Source organism: Streptomyces sp. NPDC048255, from assembly GCF_040652415.1.
GTDB lineage: Bacteria > Actinomycetota > Actinomycetes > Streptomycetales > Streptomycetaceae > Streptomyces.
On the sequence record NZ_JBEZMA010000005.1, the window covers coordinates 102,818 to 127,561 of the forward strand.

The following is a 24,744-nucleotide window of genomic DNA, read 5'->3' on the forward strand; positions in this document are numbered from 1 at the left end:
GGCGGAGATCGTGGCGCGATCGAAGTCGTATGGAGTGACGCGGTCCGCGGTGGCGGCCGGGAGCAGGCCGCCGGTCGGGCTGGGCTCGACGGCGCCGGGTGGCGGGCGGCCGCTGATCATCACCGAGGATCCCCTGCTGCTCGACGACCTGCTGCGGCTGTGCGCCGCCGCGGGTGCCGAACCACATGTGCACCACACGATGCCGGAGCAAAGCGCGACCGGTGACGGGAGCGCCGGGAGCGTCGGCAGTGGCGAGCGAACGGGCCCGGGGCGCAGCGGAACTGCCGTGGCCGACAGGGCGGTCGGGAGGGTGGGGACCACCGGGAGCGCCGGGAGCGTCGGCTGGGAGTCCGCGCCGCTCGTACTGGTCGGGGACGACGCCGCCCGGCGGGTGCGCGGGGCGCCCCGCCGGGACGGGGTGTTCCTCGTCGGCCGGGACCTGGACGACCCCCAGGTGTGGCAGCGGGCCGTGGAGATCGGCGCGCAGGAGGTGCTCCGGCTCCCCGACGCGGAGGGGCTGCTCGTCGACCGGATCGCCGATGTGGTCGAGGGCGCCGGGCGTCCGGCTCTCGCCGTCGGGGTGATCGGCGGCAGCGGCGGGGCGGGAGCATCCACCCTCGCCTGCGCGCTCGCCCTCCGGGCCGCCCGCACCGGGGAGCGGACCATCCTCATCGACGGCGACCCGCTCGGCGGAGGCATGGACGTACTGCTGGGCGGCGAGGCCGCGGAAGGGCTGCGCTGGCCCGACTTCGCGGGCTCGCGGGGTCGGGTCGGCGCCGGGGCCCTGGAGGAGTCCCTGCCCGAACTGCACGCGCTGAGGGTGCTCAGCTGGGACCGCGGGGACCGGGTCGTGGTGCCGCCCGCCGCGATGCGGTCGGTGGTGGCCGCCGCGCGCCGCCGCGGCGGGGTCGTGGTGGTCGACCTGCCGCGGCGGGTCGACGAAGCCGTGGCCGAGGTGCTGGCGCAGCTGGACCTGGTGCTGATGGTGGTGCCGGGCGAGTTGCGGGCCGTTGCCGCGGCGGGCCGGGTGGCGGCCGGGGTGCGGATGGTGGCCCGGGACGTGCGCGTCGTCGTACGGGGCCGCTCCCCGGGCGGGCTCGAGCCCGAGGCCGTGGCGGGGCTGCTGGGGGCGCCGCTGGCCGGTGAGGTGCCGGTCGAGGTGGGGCTCCCGGGGCGGGTGGCCGAGGGGGAACCGCCGGGGTCCGAGGGGCGGGGCGCGCTGGCCCGGTTCTGCGACGGCTTCTGGCGGCGCGCGCTCGGCTCCGCCCAGGGGGTGCCGGCATGAGCGCCGTGCTGCTGGACGCGGTGCGCCAGCGGCTCGCCGAGAGCGGGGCCGAGCCGACCCCGGCCCGGGTGGCCGCGGCGCTGCGGGCCCAGGGGCGGCTGCTGGGGGACACGGAAGTGCTCGGGGTGGCCGCCGAGTTGAGGTCCGAACTGGTCGGGGCGGGCCCGCTGGAGACGCTGCTCGACGACCCGGAGGTCACCGATGTGCTGGTGGCTGCCCCCGACCGGGTGTGGGTGGACCGCGGCGGCGGGCTGGAGCTGACCGGCGTGACCTTCGAAGGCCCCGACGCCGTGCGCAGGCTCGCCCAGCGGCTGGCCGCGGTCGCGGGCCGGCGGCTGGACGACGCCCGGCCCTGGGTGGACGCCCGGATGCCGGACGGCACCCGGCTGCACGCGGTACTGCCCCCGGTGGCGGTCGGGTCGGCCTGCCTCTCGTTGCGGGTGGTGCGGCCGAGGGCCTTCACGCTGGAGGAACTCGTCGCGGCGGGCACACTGCCGCCCGGCGGGCACCGGCTGCTCCGGGACATGATCGAGGCCCGGCTGTCGTTCCTCGTCTCCGGAGGTACGTAGACCTGCTAATGAAGACTATCCGAGGGGCTATACGACTCAGTACCGTCCCAGTAGACGAAGGGGACGCTATGAAGTGGAACGAGCACACCACCGGCCAGCGGATCAAGCTGCTTCGCGGATCCGTCACTCAGGAAGAACTAGCCGAGACCGCCGGCCTGTCCATCGCCACCATCCGCAAAGCCGAGCAGGACCGGGGACAGATCTCCCTGCCCACCCTCCTGCGGCTCGCTCACGCCCTGGGCGCCGACGTCTCCGTGATCGTGGGTCAGCAGGCTCCCCGGAGGGCGATGCTCGCGGACGACCGGACCACCCTGCGCGAACTGTCACGCACCGTCCACGACACCGCAGCAGGGATCGGAACCGACAGGGAACCCGTCGACTTCGCCGCCGATCTCACAGCGGGATGGGACGCCTACCGCGCCGGCCGGATCGGCGTCGCCGGACGGTTCGCCGCATCCTGCGTCCGAGACGCAGCAACGGCCCTCGCGGACGCCGCGCCGGATCGCCGGATGACCGCGCGGGGAGTCCTAGCCGACGCGTACCGTCTCTCCGCCTACGTCGCCAACCAGCTCGGAGCCCGTGATCTCGCGTACGCCGCCATCGGCCACGCCGCCGACCAGGCCCGCCAGGCCGGGGATCCGGTACGGGAAGCCTCCGTCGCCTCCGGGCGCTCGTGGGTCTATCTGCGGGACGCCCGGCTCGATGACGCCGAACACACCGCGGCCATCTCCTACACCAGCATCGAGCCCACCTATGGCGACCGTGACCCTGTACGCCTCGCCACCTACGGATGGCACGTGACCTTCGCGGCCGTCGTCGCGGCCCGCCAGGGAGACAACACCACCGCCGAGGATCTGCTGTCCCAGGGGTCCGCCGTCGCCGCCCGGCTGGGCCGTGACGTCATGGTCAACGGCACCGCGTTCGGCCCCGCAGCCGTCACCGCGCAGGCCGTCGGGATCGCTGTGTCCACCGGCAAGGCCGGAAAGGCCCTGGACCTCGCCGAGGCGGTACACGACTGGTCCGCACTGCACCAGGCCGCACAGAACCGGCTCCAGCTCGACATCGCCCTCGCCCAGTGCACGACCGGGCAGTACGACACGTGCCTGGACACGCTGCTGACGGTGTGCAAGGACCACCCGGAATGGGTGCGCCACCAGACCCTCCCCGGCGTCATCGCCCAACGGGCCGGGTACGCCACCACCTCTCGGTCCCGGAAGATCGCAAAGATCATCGGCGCCACCCTCGCGTAAGTGCTACCGGGCGTAGCAGTCGGACCCTGTGCGGATCCCGGTAGTGCTACGCCCCTGCTCTTCACTCACTGCAACGATGCGCTCACTCTGTAGAGGCCCCGCAGGCAGTCGGTCCCCGTCGTCCCCCTTCTGGGACCGGCTGCCGCCCCTCCTCGAAGGAGCGCGCCATGACCGAGCCTCTCCCTCGCCGAACGCCCCTTGTCCGGCAGCTCGAAGACCAGCCCGAGCCGCGCATTCCCTGGGACGCCTTCGCCGCCCCGGCCGACGTCACCGAGGCGTACGGCCAGCCGTCCCCGGCCCTGATGGCGCGAGCGAAACACGGCAGGCGCAGGCTCGGTGCCGTCCATGCCCGCATCGACCTTGCGGACGACCAGCACGACCGGGCTGGCATGGACGGTACGGAGTGAGCCGGCGCATGGACGTTCCGTCCTGGCTGCACGAGGGTGCCCGCGTCCTGGACCCGGCCAAGGAGGCCGAGGGGATCGTCCAGTTCATCGGCGAGTGGGAGGACCCCCAGACCCGTCGCGTCCTCCCCGAAGCGATCTTCCTGCGCCCCGAAGGGGGCGGCGTCGAATGGGTCGTCCCCGGCCACCAGGCGCTCCGCCAGGCAGACGCCCGATGAGCGACCGGAGCCACTTACCGCGCGACCCGTGGGGGTGGCGCCAGCAGCTCGCCACCGCGCTCTACGTGCTCGCCGTCAGCGCCCTGGTCTTCGCGCTCGCCGGGGCGGGCAACTCCAGCCACTGACTCACAGACTCCCCGCCCGGCCAGGTCTCGCAGGCGTCGGCACGGGCGGGGGAACTACGCCCTCCCGCCGGGAGGGTCGCACCACTCGCCCATCGTGAGAGGAGCACCACCATGACCAGCACCACCCAGATCGACAACCTGACGCGGCGTCTGGACCACTCGGTCCCGGACGGCGTCTTCGAGCCGGAGACGGGTGTCGAGTCCCTGACGCGGCGTCTGGACCACTCGGTCCCCGACGGCGACTTCGCTCCGGAGGGAACCGAGATCTGATCTCGGTCCTGAACTGATGCCGCCTGGTTGACGGCATGGCGGGTCGGCTCGGGTGCTCATCCTGAGCCGACCCGCCGCAATCTGCGCCACTGCCTGATCCGCCATCCGCACATCGCAGCCAAGGGGAGTCACGTTGCAGACCACCATTTCCACCCGTGTAGAGTCCGGCTCCTTCTTCGATCTGGACCGGAAGGAGTCGGCGCTGAACCGTCTGCGCGAAGAGTGCGCCGAGTGGGCTCTGCCGTTCGCCCTGATGGAACGCCTCGTGAAGTCCGGCGTCCCTTACGCCGAGCATGCCCGCGCCCTGCGCAGCGACAGCGTCCACGCCTCCGGAGTCGGCTTCGACTGGTTCGACGCCGAACTCCCCGCACAGATCGCCGACGAGATCAACCTCAGCGATTACGAGATCGTGGAGCACACCGACGAGCGGCGCGCGGCACTGACCCAGGCCTTGGAGCGCCTGGCCACCGTCCACCCCGACGGCTTCGCCCGCGTGCGCGAGTTCGTCCGGGGACTCCTCTGGGTGGCCCTCAAGCCCGGCATCCGCAACTCCTCACTGACCAGCTCCAGCGATCCGGCGCTCCCGTACGTCATCGTGTTCTCCGAGAAGGCGCGGCACCACATCCCGCCGAACACCGTCAGCCCGGAGCCGTCCCGCCTCTTCCTCGCGGAGAACCTCCTGCACGAGGCCGTGCACCAGTCGGTCAGCTTCCACGTCCTCCAGCACCAGGTCTTCGCCGACGGCTACTCCTCCCAGACCTCCCCCAAGATCGAAATCGCGTGGCGTGCCACACAGGGCGTCGCCCGAAACCAGTTCTGGGAGGTGGACCGGGCCTTCCACGCGACCTGCGTTTACAACCAACTGCTGCGGTTTCGCCGGACCGAACTCGACCGCGACGACCTGACCACAAACGAGCGTGCGAGCTTCCAGGCCGCCTACGACGAGGGCATGCCTGCCGTCCGCTACCTCATGGGCCAGCTCGAACTCCTGGATGAGCACTTCACCGTGCACGGCAGGGAACTGCTGGCCGACCTGCGACACCAAACTGACCAGCTCTAGCACCGGCGACCGGAGCGGGAACCGAGCAAGGGAGAGATGAGTGCTCCAGCACCTCATCACACAAGGTGAAGACCTGCGCATGGTCCCCACCGACCACGACCAGTTGGCCACCGCCGTGGAGAAGATCCGCGGGGAACTCCAGGCGCTCCCCGAAGGTACGGACATCGCCAGGGCCCGCGTCCTGGCCCGGTGGACCGGCATCGGCCTGCTGAGCCTGGGCCACCACGACGACGCACGCGTGTTTCTGCGGCAGGCGCTCGACCTGGCCACAGCCAGCGGCAACTCCGGGGCCGTCATCGCCACCGAGCTCAACCTCGGCGACGCGTACCGCTACGCCGGTGAGGCCCAGACCGCTGACGTGCTCTACCGCAGGGCCCTGGACGGCGCCCGAAGCCAGCACCCGGAACTCCTCGACTTCGCCCTCCAGCACCTCGGCAAGCACCTCATGGAACAGGGCAGCCTCACGCCGGCCCGCGCCCACCTACAGGAAGCCCTGCGGCTGCGGACCGCCAAGGGCGACGCCGGGCTGATCGAATCCACCCAGACCGCACTCGACCGCGTCGAACTGCTGATCAGCCACGCAAGCGCCGATACGCCCGCATCAGCGGATGGTGCCGCAGAAGCGGCACAGTGGAGCAGCCGATGGACCTCATGGCTCCAATCCCGCACCACCGCCCGGACACCGGCCCAGTGGGAGGAAGGGTTTCCAACTCTCCGGGACGCCGTACGCGATCTCACCGCGCACGAGCGGGTGCACCCCCGCCACCTGCGTGATCAGTCGTTCCCCGTCGAGTTGCTCGCCGGCATGGCGGAGGAGGCCGAGAAGGCCCTGGCCGCTGACGGATACCTGCACAACGGCAAGTGGAACGCGGCCGTCGGCGAGGCGGCGAACCGATTCGCGGGACAAGTCGATCTCGCCGCTGTCGTAGCGCGGTCCACCGGCCTGGAGGTCCAGCAGCCCCACACCGGCGTCTACATCGCCTACCTGGAGGAAGGGCAGTTCCTCGACTTCCACGTTGACGAATTCGGCTTCGGGGAGGCCAACCTGATCCTGTGCCTCAAGCACGATCGCCTCACCGCGACCCCCACGGTGAGCTGCACCGTCTTCATCAACGCCTACGGCTACCTTGAATGCGATCTCGCACCGGGAGACTGTGTCGTGTTCGATGGAGCGCTCACGCCGCACGGCCGGACGCCCCTCGGCGTCGGAGAGCGCGTCATCCTTGCCAGCTTCGGCTTCCACGCACGCGATCAGGCTTCGCGTACCGTCAACCAACTTCCACCGGTCCCCCGCTGAGGACGGTGGACCCCCTGGCGAGGGAGTCCACCGGTGCTCGACATCGCGCGAGAGGCTGGCGGAAGGCAACCCCACCCCCCGCCGTCCGCATCGGCGGCGGAGTTCACTGCCTGACGCCCGCACCACCTCCCTCAGACCCCGGCGCATTTCCCCTGCGTCGGGGTCTTCGCGCGTGAACTCCGGCCCACGGGTTAGCCGTTGCCGACGTCGGCCGGTCACTTTCCCGCGCCGGTGGCTGGAGCGGCTTTGGCCGGTGTCCTGTTCGGGTTGGGGTCGGGCATGTTCAGGGGGCCTTACGCTGTCCGGCAACTCGGGCAGGCTTTGATCCTGCCCGGAATTTGATCGAGTGGCCCCCTGGACTTGCCCGACTCGGGCCCCGAGCCGAACAGGTGGGTAAAGCCGTGGAGGCCGCCGGCCCCGGCCACGTGTGGGTGGACAGCAATCCGCGGTGACCTGTACGGGCTTGGCGTGCGTCCCGTTCCTGTTGGCCGTGTTCGCCGTCGGGCAGCTCCCGGGGTTCCTCCGGGACACGACTGACCGCTTCCTCGGACTTGCGGCGCGAGTGGGCGGGGGCCGTCGCGGGCGGTGGCGGAGACATGGAGCCAGCGGCGGCCTGGGGCCGCCGCGCCGCGCGGCCCGCGTCAGCGGGCCGCCTTGATCCAGTAAAGAAACTTTGGACAGCTCATCCCTTCGGCCGCTTCGGCCGGTAGGCGTGGGCTGTTTTGCCATGCTCTGCCCCAGTCTGATCGCGGAATCGCTCTCCCTTATCCACAGGGTCGGCATGTTCTGGTGTCTACGAGCCGCTTTCACGGGCTTATCCACAGGTCATGACGAAAGAGGGTCCGGGATGTCGGTTTGGGTGAGTTATTCGCTTTCACCCATTGCGTGCGGCTCGCGCTGGATGGTCCGGGGCCCGTGCGCACGGAAGGCGTTCGGTGTGATCCAGGGCACTTCGCGCGAGGTCACACGCGGGGCGTCTCTCGCACCTCTATGTGTGATCCGCGATTGCGGGCCGACATATATAGCCGACGATCCCCGGTCAGCCAAACCGGGGATTCTCCGGACCCTTGTAAGTACAGGCCGGGGAGCCGGATTCAGGAGGGGAGTTGATTGTGATGCAGACCACATGGGCGGAGCGTCACACGGGGGCTGTTTTCCCCACCTGTAGCAAGCGACAGGGCCGGACCGGTCCGGGGGCCTATACCGCGGACTCCGTGAATTCGGAATTCCCGGATTCTCCGGAGGATCAGGGTGTGAGGGCAGAGCGAAAGGAGACCGTGATGGCGGACCAGGCACGCAGGCCGGAGGGGGTCCACCCTGTCCGCCTGGCGGGATGCGATGCCGGATCGCGTGCGCGTGGGGCGGGCGCTGAGCCAATGCCGTCCCGTGGGGCGGGAGCTGCGGGATCGAGGGGTCGAGCAATCGGCCCGGATGCCTCAGGGTTGCCCGGACCGGACGGCCCCCGCAGTGATGAAGGGCCGCTATCGCCGGGCGCTGTCCGGCAGGAAATACCGCACGCACGCAACAAGAACGGGGTGGGCATGAACGAGCGGGAACAGCAGGTAATGGCCGGGTATCTGGCTCAACTGGGCGAGCGGGTGGAGCGGTTGGCCCAGTTGGCGGAAGAGGTCGCGAGCGTGCTGGGCGCTATGCCTGGTCCGGCTTCTGCACTGCCTCAAGAACCTGCTGGAAAAGCTGCGTGAGCTGGTCTACCTGCTGCGTGAGGGTCTCTACCTGTTGGGCCAGGGCGTTGAACTCCGGGCTGGCGTCCGGCCGGGTCAGCGTTCCCGGCTCGTGGGTGGCCGTGGATGCCCCAGGGGTCTGCGCGGCGGGCTCGGCCTCGCCGGAGGTCTGGGCCTCGGGCTTCGGCTCGCCCCTGAGCAGCTCGCGCAGCGAGAGCGGGCTACCGGCGCCGGTCCACAACTCTTTGCGGCCGACCTGCATCGTGTACCAGGCCGGAGGGACGTAGTCGCCGACCGGTTCGCCCGGATGCTCGGCGTCGCCGGCCTCTTCGCTCCGAGGTGACAGGACGAAGCTGCCCCGGCCCTGGATGGTGTGGATCAGGCCCTCGTCCCGCAGGACGCGCAGTGCGCTGCGGGCGGTCATGTTGGCGACCTCGAACCGCTCTTGCAGCTCACGGTGTGAGGGGAGCTGCTGGCCGGGCTGTAGGACACCCCGCTCGATCTCGTCGCGCAGCACGTCCGCCATCCGCTTGTAGGGCGGGCGCGTGTCGCTGGAGGGCCGTTTCGTCATGGGCCCAGAGTAGCGGCCCCTAGCCCAGCTATCCCGTGTTCCGCCAACCCACTTAGCTAGACCTAGCTAAGCCACGCAGCGATTCGATGTTGACCTGGCTAGCTGGGCGAGGTACGTTTTTCCCATCAGCCCCACCAGGGGCCCCAAATCACAGGAGTGAACACATGGCCCGTATCCCGGTCCTCGTCAAGCAGACCGACAACTACATCACCGGCACGGGCGGCACCCCGAAGATCAAGAACCCGCAGACGGGGGAGATCGCGACCGACCGCGACACGGGGGAGATCCTCTACACGGTCACGGTCATGCAGATGTCGGACGGCCGCGCCGAGGTCCTCAAGATCACCGTGCCGCAGTCCGGTCTCCCGGTGGGCCTGGCGGCGGGAGTCATGGTCCGTCCGGTGGACCTGATCGCCACCCCGTGGGCCCGCATCTTCAACGGCAGCCTCTCCGACGGCGTCGCCTACCGGGTCACCCGTCTGGAACTGGCCCCCGCCCCCGCCATGGCCGCGCCCGCTGCTCCGGCCGCGACGGTCTCCGAGTCGGCCGATTCGGCTGCTGCGATCAAGAAGGCCGCGTAATGGGCGCCACTGCCGGGCGGGGTTCTACGACTCCGCCCGGTGGCGGCAAGGGCGTCCTGTCGCTGTCCGAGGACGTGCTGGCCGTCTTCACCGCCCACGGGATCGAACTGGACCCGATCGCCCGGATGCACGTCTCCGACGCGGTCTTTCAGGCCCGGATGTCGGTCTACGGATACGGCATCTGCGCGCAAGTCAACCGGTCCATCGAGGACATGAAGAAGAAGGGGCTGGGGAGGCCGCGATGAGCGTGGAAGAGGTCTTCGGCTGGGCGCCGGTGGTAATGGTGCTCTGCGCCGTGCTGCTGGTGGTGTGGGCCGTGGTCAAGACGGTCCGCTACGTGCGGGCGGACAAGGAGACGCGCCGGAGCATCCGGCAGGCCGTGAAGATCCGGATGACGTGGGCGCGCCTGGCGAAGATGGCCGGGCTGTCGGTCATCGACCGAACCCCGCCTTGGCTGTCCTTCCTCAACACTGGCAAGGACGCCCCGGAGCCCAAGCCGCGCGAACTGGTCCCGATGATCAAGACCCGGCCGGACAGGTACGGGGTGATCGTCCACGTCAAGCTGTTGCCGAAGGTCGGGATCAAGGAACTTCAGGACAAGGCCCGGTTCCTGGCCGATGCCTGGGGCTGCGTCCGGGTCGCAGTCGAGGCGGGCAAGCCGGGCCACGCGATCTTGCGGGCGATCCGCACCGACCCGCTGACCGGTCAAACCGAGTACGTGCCGACCGGGAGGCCGCCCACTGACCTGACGGTGTGGCCGGTCGGCCGCGACGAGTACGGAGCCCGGGTCCACATCGAGCTCAAGAACAAGTCGGGGGCGGTGGTCGCGGGCGGTGTCGGCGGCGGCAAGTCCAACCAGCTCACCGCGCTGATCACCTACTTCGGGCCGTCCCCGGCCGTGCAGTTCGCGGTGATCGACGGCAAGGTGTCCAACGCCGCCCACGGTGACTACGCGGACGTGCTGCCCCGTGTGTTCGCGCACGCCGGAAACGACCTGCGTGAGGCCAACGCGCTCCTGCGGCGCCTGGTCAAGCTGCTTCACGACCGCGCCACGATGGCTAGGGCGGTACTGGGCACGGCGAACATGTGGAACGTCGGCCCCAGCAAACAGTGGCCGCTGGTGATCGCCATCATCGACGAGTCCCACACCTTCTTCCACGACCACAAGGGCAGCGACAAGGAGACCCGCGAACTCGCCGCGCTCGCGGCGGAAAACGTCCGCCTGGTGGGTCTGCTCGTCAAGGGCGGCCGGTCGGTCGGGATCTTCACGGTGCCGGCCACTCAGAAGGCGACCGGCGACGCCATCCCCACCTCGATCAGGGACGTGTGCAGCGCCGCCCTGTCCTTCTACCAGCGCACCACCGAAGCATCTGTCGCCGCCCTCGGGGATGACATCCGCAACTGGCCGGACATGGACCCGATCAACCTTCAGGGCTCCCAGTACGTAGGCGTCGCTTCCATGGCCGCCGAAGGACGCCCCGGCTTCGTCCGCGTCCGCACCCCCTACCTCGACCCCGCCGACGCGGCGGCCGTCGCCCAGGCAACCGCCCACCTCACCCAGGACCCGACGGAACTCCTCGCCAACCTGACCCGGCCCAACCTGCGCAAGGACGACCCCGGACAGGACGACATCCCCGCAGCGGCCTGACTCCCCAACCCCACGCCCGCATCCAACTCTCCAGGAAGGGAGGTGAATTACTTTGACGGAAGACCGGACTACGCAGCGCACCATCACCATAGTGATGATCTTGATCGCGGCCCTGGCGTTCGTGTTCTCGTTCGGGAACGTCTGGGCCCTGGCCCTGCGCCTCGGAGTCCCGGCCTCGATCGCTCCGCTGATCGCGCCCATGGTGGACCTGTCGGTGGTCGGGCTCCTGGTCGCGCTGCGCTCCCTGTCCCTGCGCGGAGTCCCCGCCTGTGACCTGCGCTCGGCGACTCGGCTCATGCACCTGTCCGGCCTGCTGACCCTCGCCCTCAACACCGCGCACCCGCTCCTGGCCGGACACTACGGACGGGCCGCCCTCGACAGCGTGGCCCCGCTCCTCCTGCTCGGCTGGGGCTCGGTGGGCCCCGCCCTGCTCCGGCACTTCCACACCACCAACGCCGCTCCCGTGCCGCTCCCGGTATCCGAACCGGTCGCGGCGTCCGAACCGGCACCGGCACCTGACCCGGACCAAGAACCGGCCCCGGCCGTGATGGCACCTGTCGCCGAATCCGCGGTTAACCTCGCCGATGCGCCGCCGATCGCCACTGCTGCACCGGCCCCGGTGGTGAGCACATCCCCGGCTCGGGCCCTTGTGGTACCGGAACCGCTGATGGGCGCGGCCCGCACCATCGCCGCTTCCCACCTGGCCGCGCATGGTGAACCCATCACTGCGATGCAGCTCAAGGCCCGCCTCGGCATCGCCCTGCCGCTGGCCACCGCCGCGCACGCCGCGCTGACGGCCTGACCCTCCCGCCGGCCTTCCGGCAACCCTCCACCCCCGCTGCCCCCTGGGCCCGGTCAGTCATGCCCTCGGGCAGCACTTCGCCTTCTGCGTGTGCTGCCCGGGGCCCCCACCCTCGTACGGAAGGAATCCCGCCGATGACCCGCGAACTCGACCTGCGGCACGTGATCAGCCCCGCCGTACGGGACCTGATCGAACTGGCCAACCTCCAAGACTTCGACCGTGTCCGCGAGCAGGTCACCCGCCTCGGCGGCTGCTCCGCGCCGGTCAACCTCGTCGGCTGGACCGAGACCCGCGACACCAAGACCAACACGGTCGTCCGGGCCTATGCGACCGCCGACGAACCCACCGGACGGCTCCTGACCGCATGCGGAAACCGCCGTGCCTCGCGCTGTGCGTCATGCTCCCGCGTCTACGCCGCCGACACCTACCACCTCGTGCGCGCCGGGCTCTCCGGCGGTAAGAACGTCGCCGAAACCGTCCGTACGCACCCCCGCCTCTTCGTCACCCTCACCCCGCCTTCCTTCGGCCCGGTCCACAACCGGCCCACGGGCGGTGGCAAGCCGCGCCCCTGCCGCTGCGGCGAACAGCATGACGAGGACGCCCCCGAACTCGGCACGCCCCTGAACCCCCGCACGTACGACTACGCGGGCGCGGTCCTGTGGAATGCCCACGCAGGGGCCCTGTGGGCCCGCTTCACGCTCTATCTCCGGCGTGAGCTGGCTCAGTACCTGGGCATGACCCAGAAGGCGCTGAACGCCGCTGTGCGGGTTTCCTTCGCCAAGGTCGCCGAGTACCAGAAGCGGGGCCTGGTCCACTTCCACGCCGTCATCCGCCTCGACGGCCCCGACGGCCACACCAGTACTCCGCCGGCCTTCGCCACCGCCGAAGCGCTGACCCACGCGGTCAACGAGGCCGCGACACGCGTCGTCCTCACCCTCAACTCCGACGCCGTGGGCGACCGCGAATTCGGGTGGGGCGAACAGATCGACGTACGCGAGATCACCGCCCTGGCGGACGGCGAACTCACTGACCAGCGAGTGGCGTCCTACATCGCCAAGTACGCCACCAAAAGCGCCGAAGGCTCCGGCACCGTGGACCGCTCCTTGGTCTGCGCGCCGTGTTCCGGCCGTGGACAGGTCGGCGGACGCGTAAGGGACCTGTGCTCCCACTGCGAGGGAACCGGCCGCGCCGAACCCTTCAAAGACCTCCGCGTCCAAACGCACATCCGGACGATGATCCGTACCGCCTGGACCCTCGGCGGCATGCCCGAATTCGCGCACCTCAAGCTCACCAAGTGGGCCCACATGCTCGGCTTCCGCGGCCACTTCTCCACCAAATCCCGCGCCTACTCCACCACCCTCGGCGCGCTCCGCGACGTACGCCGCTCTTGGCGCATCGCCCAAGCAGAAGCCGCCCGTGAACGCGCCGGGCACCCGGCCCCGGCCGGTGATTCGACCCTCGTCACTGATTCGTCCTGGGCCTTCCTCGCCACCGGCTACCGCCCCGGCGAAGAACTCCTCGCCAACCAGACACGCCACGAAGTAGAGCTCGCCCGCGCAGCCAAGGAGCGTGCCAAGACCGAAGGGGAGGTGTGGGCATGAGCCGCACTGACCGTCGCCCCACGGAAGCCGAATGCTGGGATGGCTTCTGGGAAATCATCGGCAAGGCTGCTGCCCGCCGCTACCTGCGCGAGCTGGAAGACTCGAACGGTGACCACGCGGACGTGATCGACTTCCCGGCCGCTGCCTGACGCAACTGTGCCGCCCTCGACCAATCAGCCGGGGGCGGCACAGTGCAGGGTCACGCGGATCTAGGCCCCTCGTCTTCCGGCTCGGGCCGCTCCCACATGGGGATGACCTTGTACCGGCTCCTGTCGTGGAACTCGCCGCGCTCGGCTGTCACACGCCAAATGACCTTCTTGAGCGCGGCCCGCTTGGTGTCGTCATCCATGTACTCCCACTCCTGCATGAGGCCCTGGAAGACCTCCCGCTTGGGCACGGTCGGCGGCTTGCGGTTCCTGGCCCTCGTCACCTTGGCCTCGGCATCACGGATCTCCTGCGCGATCTCGTCACGCTGCTCGCTGAACTCCGCCTGGTCGATCTCGTCGGCGGCCCGCATGCGCACGAGGTTTTTCTTCTGGAGCTTCAAGCGGGCGATCTGAGCTTCCCAATCCGCGGTGGTATCCGGCTGCTCCTTCTTCGCCGCAACAGCCGCCTCTGCCATTGCGCGCGCGGTGCCGTCGCCGTTCGCCCGCTCCTGGAGCCATTCGACGATCACGCTGTCAACGACTTCGCGGCTGGCGTTGGAGTGGTTGCACTCGCCGGTGTCGATCCCACGGCATCGCCACGTCAGGTACTTCCCGCCACCCGCACCGCGTGAGCTGCCAGCGCGCATCGGGCAACCACTCCCGTCACCACAGTCGATACAGACAACCAGACCGCTGGCCGGGTACTTCGCCTTGGTCTTGTGTGAGGCGATACGCGTTCCGGCCTGGCGTCGCTCCAGGTAAGCGTTCCAGACGTCCTCGTTCTTGATCACTTGCCTATGGGCGCCGGGGAGCCATAGAAAACGATCGATCTTCAGGATGCCGATGGGCTCGACTGAAGACTCCGGCAACTCGTCTGCCCAGCTCTGCGCCGTGGGAGTGACCCGCAAGTACCCCGCACCGAACCCCGTGTCCATGACCCCCATGAGGTCCTGCGCAGACATGATCCCGCCGGAGTAGGAGCGGATACCTTCCAGCTTGATCTCATGCGCGGTCTTGGTCAGCGGCTTCCCATCCGCGTACTCCTCAAAGCCGTACGCGAGTGCCTCGCCGTAGGCGGGTCTGGGTATCTGGATGCCGGACTTGCACTTCTCGCAGGTTTGGCGCTGTTTCCGCTCCCGGCGGACCCCGTTCGGGGATCGGGGCTCCGGCATCGGACATGTGTCGCAGTACCAGTAGCCGAACCTCGGCGCCCCGTGATGTGGCAAGCCACGCCGTAGCCGGTTGGCGTGGGTGCTCATCCAGTTCTCGCCGATCTGCTCCCGTTGCAGCTCCGCGACCCCAAGCATGTTCGTCCGGGCGAAACGGCCGGCGGCGGTCTTCGTGTCGAAGTGCTCCGTCGCGGACTTCGCTACGCCGCCCATGCCCTCCAGCATTCGGATGTTGGTCAGGGACAGTTCGATGTTCCGGCCGAAGCGGTCCCACCGATAGACCAGCACGCCGTCAGCCTCGTCGTTGGAGACACGGGCGATGATGGAGCCGATCTTGCGCTTGGCGAAGTCCCCGCCAGACAGATCAAGGTCATAGACCACGTCCACGATGACGGCGCCGATATCGGCGGCATGCTTGCGGCCCGTGTGCTCTTGAAGGTCGGGGCTGATCATGTCTTCTCGGGCGGTAGACACCCGGATGTACAAGATCAGTCGAAGAACCTTGCTGGTCACAGCTCTGAGCATGGCCACAGTGTCGCTCTCCCGTACGTGTGTTCTTTAGGGAGTCTACGTAGGGACGGGCACGGGCAAGACCACCCTGCTCAGTGCCCTGTTGGGGCTGGTGGGCCCCGGTGAGCGGATCGTGCTGGCCGAGGATTCGGCCGAGCTGCGCCCCGACCATCCGCATGTGGTGCGGCTGGAGACCCGGCCGGCCAACCAGGAGGGGGCGGGGCTGGTCACCCTGGCGGATCTCGTCCGGCAGGCGCTGCGGATGCGGCCCGACCGGCTGGTGGTCGGCGAGGTCCGCGGCGCCGAGGTCGCAGACCTGCTGGCCGCTCTGAACACGGGCCACGAAGGAGGCTGTGGGACGGTCCATGCCAATGCCGCAGCCCACGTCCCGGCCCGGCTGGAGGCCCTCGGGACGGCCGCGGGGCTCGACCGGGCCGCCCTGCACAGCCAGTTGGCGGCCGCGCTGACCCTGGTGATCCACCTGGTCCGGGACCGGGAGGGGCGGCGCCGGCTGGCCGAGGTGCACGTGCTGGAGCGGGACGCCGCCGGGCTGGTGGTGACCGTACCGGCGCTGCGCTGGGCCGCGCGGGGCTTCGTACGGGAGCGGGGCTGGGAGCGGCTGCGGCCGCTGTTGCGAGGTGCTCGGTGAGCGGCGGGGCGGCCCTGCCCCTGCCCCTGCCCGTGTTCGCCGGGGTGCTGTGTGCCGGGGCGGCGGCCTGGACGGTGGCCGGGGGAGACCGGGTGTCACGGCGGGCCCGGGTGGTGCTGGCCGGGGGTGCGCCGGCGCTTCCCGGCGGGCCGGTGCGCTGGGAGCGGCTGGTGATCGCCGTACGGGTGCGGGCCGCGCGGTGGCGGGAGTGGGCTCCGCTCGGGGCCGGGCTGGTGCTCGCGCTGCTGGGCGGGTCGGTGATCCCGCTGGCCGCCGGTGCGGCGGCGGTGCCACTGGTCAGGAGGTGGCTGCGCGTACGGGAGCGGGAGCGGGCCCGGGTGGCGCGGGCCGCGGAGGTGGTGGCCCTGTGCGGGGCTGCGGTGGGCGAGCTGCGGGCCGGGGCGCAGCCCGGGCAGGCACTGACCGCGGCGATGCGCCGGACGGTCTCAGGACCGGGCGGGCCGGGAGCGGCCGAGGCGGGTGTCCTGGCCGCCGCGGCGTTCGGCGGGGACGTGTCGGGGGCGCTGCGCCAGGCGGCGCGGGAGCGCGGAGCGGAGGGGCTGGCCGGGATGGCCGCCTGCTGGCGGGTGTCGGTGGACGGCGGTGCGGGCCTGGCCGCCGGTCTGGACCGGCTGGAGGGGGCCCTGCGGGCCGAGCGGGACCGGGAGGAGTCGCTGCGGGCCCAGCTGGCGGGAGCCAGGTCCACGGCGGTGGTGCTCGCCCTGTTGCCCTTCGTGGGCCTGCTGATCGGTACCGGGCTGGGGGCGGATCCGCTGCGGGTGCTGCTGCACACCCCGATGGGGTGGGGGTGCCTGCTGGCGGGGGTGCTGCTCGAGGCGCTGGGCCTGCTGTGGTGCAGGCGGATCATCCGGGTGGGGGAGCGGTGATGGGCGGCTTCGTGGTCCACAGGCTGGGGACGGCGCTGTGCCTCGCGGTGGCGGTGCTGGCGGTGGCGTCGGTGGTCGCGGCCCGGGTCCGGAGTCGGGCCGCCTGGCGCCGGGTGCAGGCAGTGCTGCACGCGACGGAGCCACTCGGCGGCGGGCCCGGGTTCGGCTCCCGGATACGGGGCGCGGTGTCCGCGTGGGCAGGGCCGGCCGGGGCACTGCTGGCGGGCTGGGTGCTGATCGGCGGGGTGAGCGGGGCCGCGGTCGGGTGCGCGGCGGCGCTCGGGGTGTGGCGCTGGCAGGCCAGGGCGCGCCCGCCTGCCGGGGTCGACCTGGCGGAGGCGGAGCGTCAGCTGCCGTTCGCCGCGGATCTGCTGGCCGCGTGTCTGGCGGCCGGTGCGGGGCCGGTGGAGGCCGCGGAGGTGGTCGGCGAGTCACTGGGCGGCCCGGTGGGCGAGCGACTGGCGCTGGCCGGGGCGGAGCTCCGGCTGGGAGGCGAACCGGGAGCCGCGTGGGGGAGGTTGGCGGAGATACCGGGTGCCGGGGGGCTCGCCGGATGCCTGGAGCGGGCGGCCCGGACCGGTGCGCCGGCGGCGGAGCCGGTCTCCCGGCTCGCTTCGGCCCTGCGGGCCGACCGGGCCCGGCAGGCGGGCGCCCGGGCGCAGCGGGCGGCGGTGCTCGTCACCGCACCGGTGGGGCTCTGTTTCCTCCCCGCTTTTCTCGCGATCGGGGTGGCTCCGGTGGTGATCGGTATGGCTTCCGGTCTCCTCTCGAACCCCTGACGCCACATTCGCCCCGCGCATTCACTACGTACATCGACAACGGAAATCAACGGAGGCTGTCATGAGGATCATCTGGTTTCGTGTCCGGACCGCGCTGCGAGGCTGTCGTGGCGATGAGGGAATGTCCACTTCGGAATACGCCATGGGCACGATCGCCGCGTGTGCGTTCGCGGCCGTTCTGTACAAGGTGGTCACGAGTGAGGTCGTCGCCACGGCCCTTCAGTCGACCATCGGGAAGGCGCTCGATGTGCCGTTCTGAGGGAAAGTCACGGGCCTTCGGAGACCGGGGATATGTGACCGCGGAGGCGGCCCTGGTGATTCCGGCTCTGGTGCTGTTCGCCGCGCTCCTGGTGTGGGCGCTGATGGCGGCGGCCGCGCAGATCCGGTGTGTGGACGCGGCCCGGGCCGGTGCCCGGGCGGCGGCCCGGTCGGAGCCGGCGGAGGTGGCGGTGGCGGCGGCCCGGGCGGCCGCCCCGTCCGGGGCACGGGTGGAGCTGGAGCGGGAGGGCGACCTGTGGCGGGTGCGGGTGGCCGCGCCCGCGCCGGGGCCGGGCGGGTTGCCCGTACGGCTCGGCGCGCAGGCGGTGGCCCTGGCGGAGGACAGCGTGGGGCCGCCGTCATGAGCCGGGACCGGGGTTCGGCCACGGTGTGGGCGACGCTGGTGGCCACCGTGCTCGGCGCGGTGTTCGGCGGTGTGCTCCTGCTGGGGCAGGCGGTCGTGGCCCGGCACCGGGCGGCGGCGGCAGCGGATCTGGCGGCCCTGGCGGCCGCGGCGAGCTGGGCCCACGGGCCGGAGGCGGCCTGTGCCACGGCTGGGCGGGTAGCCCGGGCCCAGGGCGCCGTGCTCTCCGGATGCCGGGTGGAGGGCGAGGCCGTCGAGGTGACGGCCCGGGCCGCTGCGGGGACCTTCACCCCCTCGATCCGGGCCCGCGCGGGCCCGCCCCTGCCCCCGCCGCAGGCGCCGGGCTCAACCACGGACGCGCTCGGGCCTCAGGATCCGGGGGTGGGAACGGGCGGGGTCTCGGAGAGGAGGCGGGTCAGGAGGCGGACCGCCCCGCGCTTGTGGAGGGGCTCGTTGCCGTTGCCGCATTTGGGCGACTGGATGCAGGAGGGGCAGCCGGCCTCGCACTCGCAGGCGGCGATCGCGTCGCGGGTCGCCGTCAGCCAGGCGCGGGCCGTGTGGAAGGCCCGCTCGGCGAAACCGGCGCCGCCGGGGTGGCCGTCGTAGACGAAGACCGTGGGCAGGAGGGTGTCGGGATGCAGCGGCACGGAGACGCCGCCGATGTCCCAGCGGTCGCAGGTGGCGAACAGCGGGAGCAGGCCGATGGAGGCGTGCTCGGCGGCGTGCAGGGCTCCGCCGAGGATCTCCGGATTGATCCGGGCCTCGTCGAGCTGGTCCTCGGTGACCGTCCACCACACGGCCCGGGTGCGCAGGGTGCGGGGCGGCAGGTCCAGCTTGGCCTCGCCCAGCACCTCGCCGGTGATCAGCTTGCGGCGCAGATAGGAGACGACCTGGTTGGTGACCTCGACGGAGCCGTAGCAGAGCCGGGCCGAGCCCCACGGGATCTCGGTCTCGGTCTCCAGGACGGAGATGGAGGTGGTGTCCCGTGCGGTGGTGGAGAAGGGCGGATCCGCCTGCTCGACCAGCGCCACCGCGTCCTCCAGGTCCAGCTGTTTCACCAGATAGGTGCGGCCCTGGTGGAGGTGGACCGCCCCGTCGTGGACGGCGGTGTGGGCCGCCGATTCCTCCACCGTGCCCAGCAGCCGGCCGGTCGCGGCCTCGACGATCTGCACCGGGCGGCCGCCGCCGCCCCGGATGTCGGTCAGGTCCGAGGCCCGCTCCCGCCTGGTCCAGTGCCAGCCCGTGGCCCGGCGGCGCAGCAGCCTGGCCGCCTCCAGCTGAGGGATCAGCTCGTCGGCGGAGGGGCCGAAAAGAGCCAGATCCGTTTCGGTCAGCGGCAGCTCCGCCGCTGCCGCGCACAGGTGGGGGGCGAGGACGTACGGGTTGTCCGGGTCCAGGACGGTGGCCTCGACGGGCTGCTCGAACAGCGCTTCGGGGTGGTGGACAAGGTAGGTGTCCAGCGGGTCGTCCCGGGCGATCAGCACGGCCAGGGCGCCCTGCCGCGAGCGCCCCGCGCGGCCCGCCTGCTGCCACAGGGAGGCCCGGGTGCCCGGGTACCCGGCGATCAGTACGGCGTCCAGGCCCGAGACGTCCACGCCCAGCTCCAGGGCGGTCGTAGCGGCCAGTCCCAGCAGCTCGCCGGAGTGCAGGGCCCGCTCCAGGGCCCGGCGCTCCTCGGGCAGGTAGCCGCCCCGGTAGGCGGCGACCCGCCGGACCAGCGAGCGGTCCACCGCCGCGAGCCGTTCCTGGGCGATCACGGAGATCAGCTCGGCGCCGCGCCGGGAGCGGACGAAGGCCACCGTACGGACCCCCTGCACGACCAGGTCCGTCAGCAGGTCGGCGGTCTCCGCGGTGGCCGTACGGCGTACGGGAGCGCCCTTCTCGCCCCGCAGCTCGGTGAGCAGAGGGGGCTCCCACAGGGCGAAGACCACCTCGCCCCGCGGCGAGGCGTCGTCGGTGATCTCCGTCACCGGCACCCCGGTCAGCCGGGAGGCGGCCGCCGCCGGGGCGCTCGCGGTGGCGGAGGCCAGCAGGAAGACGGGTTCGGAGCCGTAGTGGGCGCACAGCCGCCGCAGCCGGCGAAGCACCTGGGCCACGTGGGAGCCGAATACTCCGCGGTAGGTGTGGCATTCGTCGATCACGACGTAGCGCAGGGCCCGCAGGAAGGAGGACCAGCGCGGGTGGGCCGGGAGGATCCCGCGGTGCAGCATGTCGGGGTTGGTCAGGACGTAGTTGGCGTACTGGCGCACCCATTCGCGTTCTTCTACCGGCGTGCCGCCGTCGTAGACCGCCGGGCGGACGGCGTTGCCGAGCGGGGCCGCCAGCTCCCGTACGGCGCGCCGCTGGTCGGCGGCCAGGGCCTTGGTGGGGGCCAGGTACAGGGCGGTGGCGCCGCGCCCGTTCGGCGCCTCTGCGCCGTCAGCGAGGGCGGAGAGCAGCGGTGCGAGGTAGGCCAGCGACTTGCCCGAGGCGGTGCCGGTGGCGACGACCACGGACTCGCCGTCCAGGGCGTGCTCGGCGGCCGCGGCCTGGTGTTCCCACGGATGGTCGATCCCGGCGGCCTGAATCGCGGCTACGACATCCGTTCGGATGCGGTCGGGCCAGACTGCATGACGACCCTCCCGAGGGGGCAAGTGCTCCGTATGGGTGATGCGCGCAGCCCGGGAAGACCCCCGTGACAACCGGTCCAGGACCGTGCCGGGGGTGGGTCTGGCGTCCGCGGGTGCCGTGGGCCGACCGGGACGGTGAGTATTGGCCATTGGAACCGAGTGTGTCACTGGCGTGCGGGACAATGGTCCCAAGGCGTCGTGCGCGCCTGCCGGTAAGTGATTGAATGCCATCGCGGCAGCCAATCCCTCGCCTACCTTCGGGTGGGGAGGCCCCTGGGGGGCGCCGCTCGATAGCAAGGTGCTGGAGGATCCGTGGACCTGTCCCTGTCGACTCGCACTGTCGGCGACCGTATGGTCGTAGAGGTCGGTGGCGAGATTGATGTGTATACCGCGCCCAAGCTGCGCGAGCAGTTGGTCGAGTTGGTGAACGACGGCAGCTACCACCTGGTTGTCGACATGGAGCGAGTGGACTTCCTCGACTCCACCGGACTCGGTGTGCTCGTGGGAGGCCTCAAGCGCGTCCGCGCGCACGAGGGTTCGCTGCGACTGGTCTGCAACCAGGAGCGCATCCTGAAGATCTTCCGCATCACCGGTCTGACCAAGGTGTTCCCGATCCACACCAGCGTGGAAGACGCCGTCAACGCCACCGACTGACGGCTCCAGGCGGCAAGGAGCCGGCAAGCAGAGCGGGGGTACCGGGCCACGGGTGGCCCGGGCCCCTGTCAAGGCACGCCCGTAGTCCGAGGGGGACGCGCATGGCCACCGTTGAACTGCGCTTCAGCGCCCAGCCCGAACACGTCCGGACGGCCCGCCTGGTCGCGGCCGCCGTGGCGCGGCGGGCGGGCGTGGAGGAAGCGGTCCTCGACGAGGTTCGCCTCGCCGTGGGCGAGGCCTGTTCGCGTGCCGTCGGACTCCATCGCAGCAACGGGCTGACCGCGCCCGTCCGGGTCGTGCTGACCGAGGAGGAGAAGGTGTTCTCCATCGAGGTCGGCGACGAGGTTCCCGGACCGGCCGGCGGCCCGGTCGACACCGTGTCCGGCATCGAGGCCGTCCTGGACCCCGACATCGAGGGCGAGGACGAGATGGGCCTCGCCGTCATCAGCGGGCTCGTCGACGACGTCGAGGTGACCGCCGGGGAATCGGGCGGAACCATCCGGATGAGCTGGCCGGTCTCCGGGGCCTCGGATCTTCCGTAGATCCACGGCCCCGGCATTCCGCCGTATCTTCCGATCTTAATCAAGGCCCTGCTGAGCAGGGCCTTTTTCATTTCCTAGATCATTTGATCAGGCGTCAATGCCTTTGCCCCATTACTTCTTTCGGGGGTAATGGAGTGACGCGATCTATTGCTGAGGAGCAAGAGCAGGCCAATTCCGTTTCCTGTGCACTGTTTTGATCAGGATGCGCTCCCTACAATCCGTCCACATCTTGAGCTCATCACGTCAAGGAGGACGAATGACGGGGCTCTTCACCCCTCTCGCGCCGGATCGCACCACGGATCTGGCAGCCGCAGTACTCACCGATGACAATCGGCTCATCGTGATCGTCATTGCGGCAGTGGCACTTGCCGCACTCGTCGTCGCGCAGATCCTGGTCCGCCAGGTCCTCGCCGCCGACGAGGGAACCGACAGCATGAAGAAGATCGCCGCAGCCGTCCAGGAAGGCGCCAACGCCTACCTCGGCCGGCAGCTGCGGACCCTCGGCGTCTTCGCCGTCGTGGTCTTCTTCCTGCTCTTCCTGCTCCCCGCCGACGACTGGACGCAGCGGGCGGGACGTTCCGCCTTCTTCCTCGTGGGCGCCCTCTTCTCAGCTGCCACCGGCTACATCGGCATGCGCCTCGCGGTCCGCGCCAACGTGCGCGTCGCCGCCGCCGCGCGCGAGGCGACCCCCGCCGAGGGGGAGCCCGCCAAGGACCTGACCGAGGTCTCCCACAAGGCGATGAAGATCGCCTTCCGTACGGGCGGCGTGGTCGGCATGTTCACCGTCGGCCTCGGCCTCCTCGGCGCCTCCTGCGTCGTGCTGGTCTACGCCGCCGACGCCCCCAAGGTCCTGGAGGGCTTCGGCCTCGGCGCCGCGCTGATCGCGATGTTCATGCGTGTCGGAGGCGGCATCTTCACCAAGGCCGCCGACGTCGGCGCCGACCTGGTCGGCAAGGTCGAGCAAGGCATTCCGGAGGACGACCCGCGCAATGCCGCGACCATCGCCGACAACGTGGGCGACAACGTCGGCGACTGCGCCGGAATGGCGGCCGACCTCTTCGAGTCCTACGCCGTCACCCTGGTGGCCGCGCTCATCCTCGGCAAGGCCGCCTTCGGCGACCTCGGCCTGGCCTTCCCGCTGATCGTCCCCGCCATCGGGGTCGTCACCGCCATGATCGGCATCTTCGCGGTCTCCCCGCGCCGCAGCGACCGCAGCGGAATGACCGCCATCAACCGCGGTTTCTTCATCTCCGCCGTGATCTCCCTGGTGCTGGTCGGGATCGCCGTCTACGCCTACCTGCCGGGCACCTACAAGGAGCTCGTCGGCGTCGAGGACGCCGCGATCGCCAACCACCCCGGCGACCCGCGCGTGCTGGCCGTCGTCGCCGTCGCCATCGGCATCGTGCTCGCGGCCCTGATCCAGCAGCTGACCGGCTACTTCACCGAGACCAACCGCCGCCCCGTCCGCGACATCGGCAAGTCCTCCCTGACCGGAGCCGCCACCGTCGTCCTGGCCGGCATCTCCGTCGGCCTGGAGTCCGCCGTCTACACGGCGCTGCTCATCGGCCTCGGCGTCTACGGGGCGTTCCTGCTCGGCGGCACGTCGATCATGCTCGCCCTGTTCGCGGTGGCCCTGGCCGGCACCGGTCTGCTCACCACCGTCGGCGTCATCGTCGCCATGGACACCTTCGGGCCCGTCTCCGACAACGCCCAGGGCATCGCCGAGATGTCCGGCGACGTCGAGGGCGCCGGGGCCCAGGTCCTGACCGACCTGGACGCCGTCGGCAACACCACCAAGGCCATCACGAAGGGCATCGCCATCGCCACGGCCGTGCTCGCCGCGGCCGCGCTCTTCGGCTCGTACAACGACGCCATCGCGACCGCGGTCAGGGAAGTCGGCGCCAAGGCCGGGGAGATGAACCTCAGCCTGGACATCGCGCAGCCCAACAACCTGGTCGGGCTGATCCTGGGCGCGGCCGTCGTGTTCCTGTTCTCCGGCCTCGCCATCAACGCGGTCTCCCGCTCCGCGGGCGCCGTGGTCTACGAGGTGCGCCGCCAGTTCCGCGAGCACCCCGGGATCATGGACTACAGCGAGAAGCCCGAGTACGGGCGCGTCGTCGACATCTGCACCAAGGACGCGCTGCGCGAGCTCGCCACGCCAGGCCTGCTCGCCGTCCTCACCCCGATCGCGGTGGGCTTCTCCCTCGGCGTCGGCGCCCTCGGCTCCTTCCTGGCCGGCGCCATCGGCACGGGCACCCTGATGGCGGTCTTCCTCGCCAACTCCGGTGGTGCGTGGGACAACGCGAAGAAGCTCGTCGAGGACGGCCACCACGGCGGCAAGGGCAGCGAGGCCCACGCCGCGGTCGTCATCGGGGACACGGTCGGCGACCCGTTCAAGGACACCGCCGGTCCGGCGATCAACCCGCTGCTGAAGGTCATGAACCTGGTGGCACTGCTGATCGCCCCGGCCGTCGTGCAGTTCAGCTACGGCGACGACGCCAACCCGGCCGTACGGGCGGTCGTCGCGGTCCTCGCGATCACCGTCATCGTCGGCTCGGTGTACGTGTCCAAGCGCCGCGGCATCGCGGTCGGGGACGAGAGCGAAGGCGGAGCCGCCGAGCGGGTGGCCCAGCCGGCCGACCCCGCGACGGTCTCCTGACCCCGGTCCGACCGGGGTGCGGGCGGGGCCGGGCAGGGCCGGTCGTACGCCCGAACGGCGGACGGGCGGCGCGTACTGACGCGCCGTCCGTCCGCCTTTGTACGTCGCCGGAGGGCAGGCGTGTATCTTCCGGGCCGAGAGCCTTCGAAGGGACC

At 70.8% G+C, this 24,744-nt stretch carries 24 protein-coding genes and 3 pseudogenes; 24 read left to right on the forward strand and 3 right to left on the reverse strand.

The window, feature by feature from the left end; all coding sequences use genetic code 11:
• The first annotated feature begins 79 nt into the window (after positions 1-79).
• The 9 genes and pseudogenes from ssd (at position 80) to AB0D94_RS07060 (ending at position 6,478) form a co-directional block, all read left to right on the forward strand.
• Complete coding sequence (ssd, locus tag AB0D94_RS07020; protein WP_362047012.1) at positions 80-1,285, forward strand: septum site-determining protein Ssd; 1,206 nt, start codon at positions 80-82, stop codon at positions 1,283-1,285.
• Positions 1,282-1,851: pseudogene (locus tag AB0D94_RS07025) on the forward strand (ATPase, T2SS/T4P/T4SS family); the annotation flags it as partial. The gene ssd and the pseudogene AB0D94_RS07025, both read left to right, overlap by 4 nt.
• 71 nt (positions 1,852-1,922) lie before the next feature.
• A complete protein-coding gene (locus AB0D94_RS07030) occupies positions 1,923-3,104 on the forward strand; it encodes a helix-turn-helix transcriptional regulator (protein WP_362046737.1) in 1,182 nt (393 codons plus the stop codon).
• 167 nt (positions 3,105-3,271) lie between these two features.
• A complete protein-coding gene (locus tag AB0D94_RS07035; protein WP_362046740.1) occupies positions 3,272-3,511 on the forward strand; it encodes a hypothetical protein in 240 nt (79 codons plus the stop codon).
• An 8-nt stretch (positions 3,512-3,519) separates the two neighbouring features.
• Positions 3,520-3,726: a hypothetical protein gene (locus AB0D94_RS07040; RefSeq protein ID WP_362046743.1), complete on the forward strand. Its 207-nt coding sequence runs from the start codon at positions 3,520-3,522 to the stop codon at positions 3,724-3,726.
• Complete coding sequence (locus AB0D94_RS07045) at positions 3,723-3,851, forward strand: hypothetical protein (protein WP_362046746.1); 129 nt, start codon at positions 3,723-3,725, stop codon at positions 3,849-3,851. Before AB0D94_RS07040 ends, AB0D94_RS07045 begins: the two co-directional genes overlap by 4 nt.
• A gap of 111 nt (positions 3,852-3,962) precedes the next feature.
• Complete coding sequence (locus AB0D94_RS07050; protein ID WP_362046749.1) at positions 3,963-4,121, forward strand: hypothetical protein; 159 nt, start codon at positions 3,963-3,965, stop codon at positions 4,119-4,121.
• Positions 4,122-4,254: 133 nt separating this feature from the next.
• Positions 4,255-5,181 (forward strand): hypothetical protein, encoded by a 927-nt coding sequence (locus AB0D94_RS07055; RefSeq protein ID WP_362046752.1) that lies wholly within the window; start codon positions 4,255-4,257, stop codon positions 5,179-5,181.
• A 40-nt stretch (positions 5,182-5,221) separates the two neighbouring features.
• Positions 5,222-6,478, forward strand: coding sequence for a tetratricopeptide repeat protein (locus AB0D94_RS07060; protein ID WP_362046755.1), 1,257 nt, complete (start codon positions 5,222-5,224; stop codon positions 6,476-6,478).
• A gap of 1,647 nt (positions 6,479-8,125) precedes the next feature.
• Here the strand turns inward: AB0D94_RS07060 and AB0D94_RS07065 are convergent.
• Positions 8,126-8,731 carry a GntR family transcriptional regulator gene (locus tag AB0D94_RS07065; protein ID WP_362046758.1) on the reverse strand — a complete coding sequence of 202 codons (606 nt, stop codon included), beginning with the start codon at positions 8,729-8,731 and terminating at the stop codon, positions 8,126-8,128.
• Positions 8,732-8,895: 164 nt separating this feature from the next.
• Between AB0D94_RS07065 and AB0D94_RS07070 the strand changes: the two genes are divergently transcribed.
• From AB0D94_RS07070 to AB0D94_RS07095, 6 genes are all read left to right on the forward strand, one after another.
• Entirely contained in the window at positions 8,896-9,312 is a 417-nt protein-coding gene (locus AB0D94_RS07070) for a hypothetical protein (RefSeq protein ID WP_362046761.1), read from the forward strand.
• Positions 9,312-9,557 carry a hypothetical protein gene (locus tag AB0D94_RS07075; protein ID WP_362046764.1) on the forward strand — a complete coding sequence of 82 codons (246 nt, stop codon included), beginning with the start codon at positions 9,312-9,314 and terminating at the stop codon, positions 9,555-9,557. The genes AB0D94_RS07070 and AB0D94_RS07075 overlap by 1 nt, the downstream gene beginning before the upstream one ends.
• The gene (locus AB0D94_RS07080) at positions 9,554-10,960 is read left to right on the forward strand and encodes a cell division protein FtsK (protein ID WP_362046767.1); all 1,407 of its coding nucleotides are present in this window, start codon (positions 9,554-9,556) and stop codon (positions 10,958-10,960) included. Before AB0D94_RS07075 ends, AB0D94_RS07080 begins: the two co-directional genes overlap by 4 nt.
• A gap of 52 nt (positions 10,961-11,012) precedes the next feature.
• Positions 11,013-11,762, forward strand: a complete 750-nt coding sequence (locus tag AB0D94_RS07085; RefSeq protein ID WP_362046770.1) for a DUF2637 domain-containing protein — start codon at positions 11,013-11,015, stop codon at positions 11,760-11,762.
• Positions 11,763-11,896: 134 nt separating this feature from the next.
• Entirely contained in the window at positions 11,897-13,363 is a 1,467-nt protein-coding gene (locus AB0D94_RS07090; protein WP_362046773.1) for a replication initiator, read from the forward strand.
• Positions 13,360-13,512 (forward strand): hypothetical protein, encoded by a 153-nt coding sequence (locus tag AB0D94_RS07095; protein ID WP_362046776.1) that lies wholly within the window; start codon positions 13,360-13,362, stop codon positions 13,510-13,512. Before AB0D94_RS07090 ends, AB0D94_RS07095 begins: the two co-directional genes overlap by 4 nt.
• A 50-nt stretch (positions 13,513-13,562) precedes the next feature.
• On the opposite strand, the gene AB0D94_RS07100 is transcribed toward AB0D94_RS07095, so the two are convergent.
• Entirely contained in the window at positions 13,563-15,191 is a 1,629-nt protein-coding gene (locus AB0D94_RS07100; protein ID WP_362046779.1) for a recombinase family protein, read from the reverse strand.
• A 61-nt stretch (positions 15,192-15,252) separates the two neighbouring features.
• Between AB0D94_RS07100 and AB0D94_RS07105 the strand changes: the two are divergent.
• The 6 genes and pseudogenes from AB0D94_RS07105 to AB0D94_RS07130 form a co-directional block, all read left to right on the forward strand.
• Positions 15,253-15,837: pseudogene (locus tag AB0D94_RS07105) on the forward strand (ATPase, T2SS/T4P/T4SS family); the annotation flags it as partial.
• Complete coding sequence (locus AB0D94_RS07110) at positions 15,834-16,724, forward strand: type II secretion system F family protein (protein WP_362046782.1); 891 nt, start codon at positions 15,834-15,836, stop codon at positions 16,722-16,724. The pseudogene AB0D94_RS07105 and the gene AB0D94_RS07110, both read left to right, overlap by 4 nt.
• Positions 16,724-17,503, forward strand: a complete 780-nt coding sequence (locus tag AB0D94_RS07115; RefSeq protein WP_362046786.1) for a type II secretion system F family protein — start codon at positions 16,724-16,726, stop codon at positions 17,501-17,503. The genes AB0D94_RS07110 and AB0D94_RS07115 overlap by 1 nt, the downstream gene beginning before the upstream one ends.
• A 61-nt stretch (positions 17,504-17,564) precedes the next feature.
• The gene (locus AB0D94_RS07120; protein ID WP_362046789.1) at positions 17,565-17,762 is read left to right on the forward strand and encodes a DUF4244 domain-containing protein; all 198 of its coding nucleotides are present in this window, start codon (positions 17,565-17,567) and stop codon (positions 17,760-17,762) included.
• Entirely contained in the window at positions 17,749-18,126 is a 378-nt protein-coding gene (locus tag AB0D94_RS07125) for a TadE family type IV pilus minor pilin (protein WP_362046792.1), read from the forward strand. Before AB0D94_RS07120 ends, AB0D94_RS07125 begins: the two co-directional genes overlap by 14 nt.
• Positions 18,123-18,431: pseudogene (locus tag AB0D94_RS07130) on the forward strand (Rv3654c family TadE-like protein); the annotation flags it as partial. The gene AB0D94_RS07125 and the pseudogene AB0D94_RS07130, both read left to right, overlap by 4 nt.
• A 62-nt stretch (positions 18,432-18,493) precedes the next feature.
• On the opposite strand, the gene AB0D94_RS07135 reads toward AB0D94_RS07130, so the two are convergent.
• The gene (locus tag AB0D94_RS07135; RefSeq protein WP_362046794.1) at positions 18,494-20,965 is read right to left on the reverse strand and encodes a DEAD/DEAH box helicase; all 2,472 of its coding nucleotides are present in this window, start codon (positions 20,963-20,965) and stop codon (positions 18,494-18,496) included.
• An 81-nt stretch (positions 20,966-21,046) separates the two neighbouring features.
• Between AB0D94_RS07135 and bldG the strand changes: the two genes are divergently transcribed.
• From bldG to AB0D94_RS07150, 3 genes are all read left to right on the forward strand, one after another.
• Positions 21,047-21,388 (forward strand): anti-sigma factor antagonist BldG, encoded by a 342-nt coding sequence (gene bldG / locus AB0D94_RS07140; RefSeq protein ID WP_362046797.1) that lies wholly within the window; start codon positions 21,047-21,049, stop codon positions 21,386-21,388.
• Positions 21,389-21,489: 101 nt separating this feature from the next.
• Positions 21,490-21,930 carry an ATP-binding protein gene (locus tag AB0D94_RS07145; protein ID WP_362046800.1) on the forward strand — a complete coding sequence of 147 codons (441 nt, stop codon included), beginning with the start codon at positions 21,490-21,492 and terminating at the stop codon, positions 21,928-21,930.
• Between the two features lie 256 nt (positions 21,931-22,186).
• Positions 22,187-24,589 carry a sodium-translocating pyrophosphatase gene (locus AB0D94_RS07150; protein ID WP_362046803.1) on the forward strand — a complete coding sequence of 801 codons (2,403 nt, stop codon included), beginning with the start codon at positions 22,187-22,189 and terminating at the stop codon, positions 24,587-24,589.
• Positions 24,590-24,744 lie beyond the last annotated feature (155 nt).

Bases quoted from the DNA above. Each gene is read 5' to 3' on its own strand.
- AB0D94_RS07075 (WP_362046764.1), top strand. From the start codon at position 9,312: ATGGGCGCCACTGCCGGGCGGGGTTCTACGACTCCGCCCGGTGGCGGC.
- AB0D94_RS07080 (WP_362046767.1), top strand. From the start codon at position 9,554: ATGAGCGTGGAAGAGGTCTTCGGCTGGGCGCCGGTGGTAATGGTGCTC.
- AB0D94_RS07035 (WP_362046740.1), top strand. From the start codon at position 3,272: ATGACCGAGCCTCTCCCTCGCCGAACGCCCCTTGTCCGGCAGCTCGAA.
- AB0D94_RS07135 (WP_362046794.1), bottom strand. From the start codon at position 20,965: ATGGCATTCAATCACTTACCGGCAGGCGCGCACGACGCCTTGGGACCA.
- AB0D94_RS07045 (WP_362046746.1), top strand. From the start codon at position 3,723: ATGAGCGACCGGAGCCACTTACCGCGCGACCCGTGGGGGTGGCGCCAG.
- AB0D94_RS07065 (WP_362046758.1), bottom strand. From the start codon at position 8,731: ATGACGAAACGGCCCTCCAGCGACACGCGCCCGCCCTACAAGCGGATG.
- AB0D94_RS07150 (WP_362046803.1), top strand. From the start codon at position 22,187: ATGACGGGGCTCTTCACCCCTCTCGCGCCGGATCGCACCACGGATCTG.
- AB0D94_RS07125 (WP_362046792.1), top strand. From the start codon at position 17,749: ATGTGCCGTTCTGAGGGAAAGTCACGGGCCTTCGGAGACCGGGGATAT.
- AB0D94_RS07070 (WP_362046761.1), top strand. From the start codon at position 8,896: ATGGCCCGTATCCCGGTCCTCGTCAAGCAGACCGACAACTACATCACC.
- AB0D94_RS07090 (WP_362046773.1), top strand. From the start codon at position 11,897: ATGACCCGCGAACTCGACCTGCGGCACGTGATCAGCCCCGCCGTACGG.
- AB0D94_RS07095 (WP_362046776.1), top strand. From the start codon at position 13,360: ATGAGCCGCACTGACCGTCGCCCCACGGAAGCCGAATGCTGGGATGGC.
- AB0D94_RS07040 (WP_362046743.1), top strand. From the start codon at position 3,520: ATGGACGTTCCGTCCTGGCTGCACGAGGGTGCCCGCGTCCTGGACCCG.
- AB0D94_RS07115 (WP_362046786.1), top strand. From the start codon at position 16,724: ATGGGCGGCTTCGTGGTCCACAGGCTGGGGACGGCGCTGTGCCTCGCG.
- AB0D94_RS07145 (WP_362046800.1), top strand. From the start codon at position 21,490: ATGGCCACCGTTGAACTGCGCTTCAGCGCCCAGCCCGAACACGTCCGG.
- AB0D94_RS07050 (WP_362046749.1), top strand. From the start codon at position 3,963: ATGACCAGCACCACCCAGATCGACAACCTGACGCGGCGTCTGGACCAC.
- AB0D94_RS07030 (WP_362046737.1), top strand. From the start codon at position 1,923: ATGAAGTGGAACGAGCACACCACCGGCCAGCGGATCAAGCTGCTTCGC.
- AB0D94_RS07120 (WP_362046789.1), top strand. From the start codon at position 17,565: ATGAGGATCATCTGGTTTCGTGTCCGGACCGCGCTGCGAGGCTGTCGT.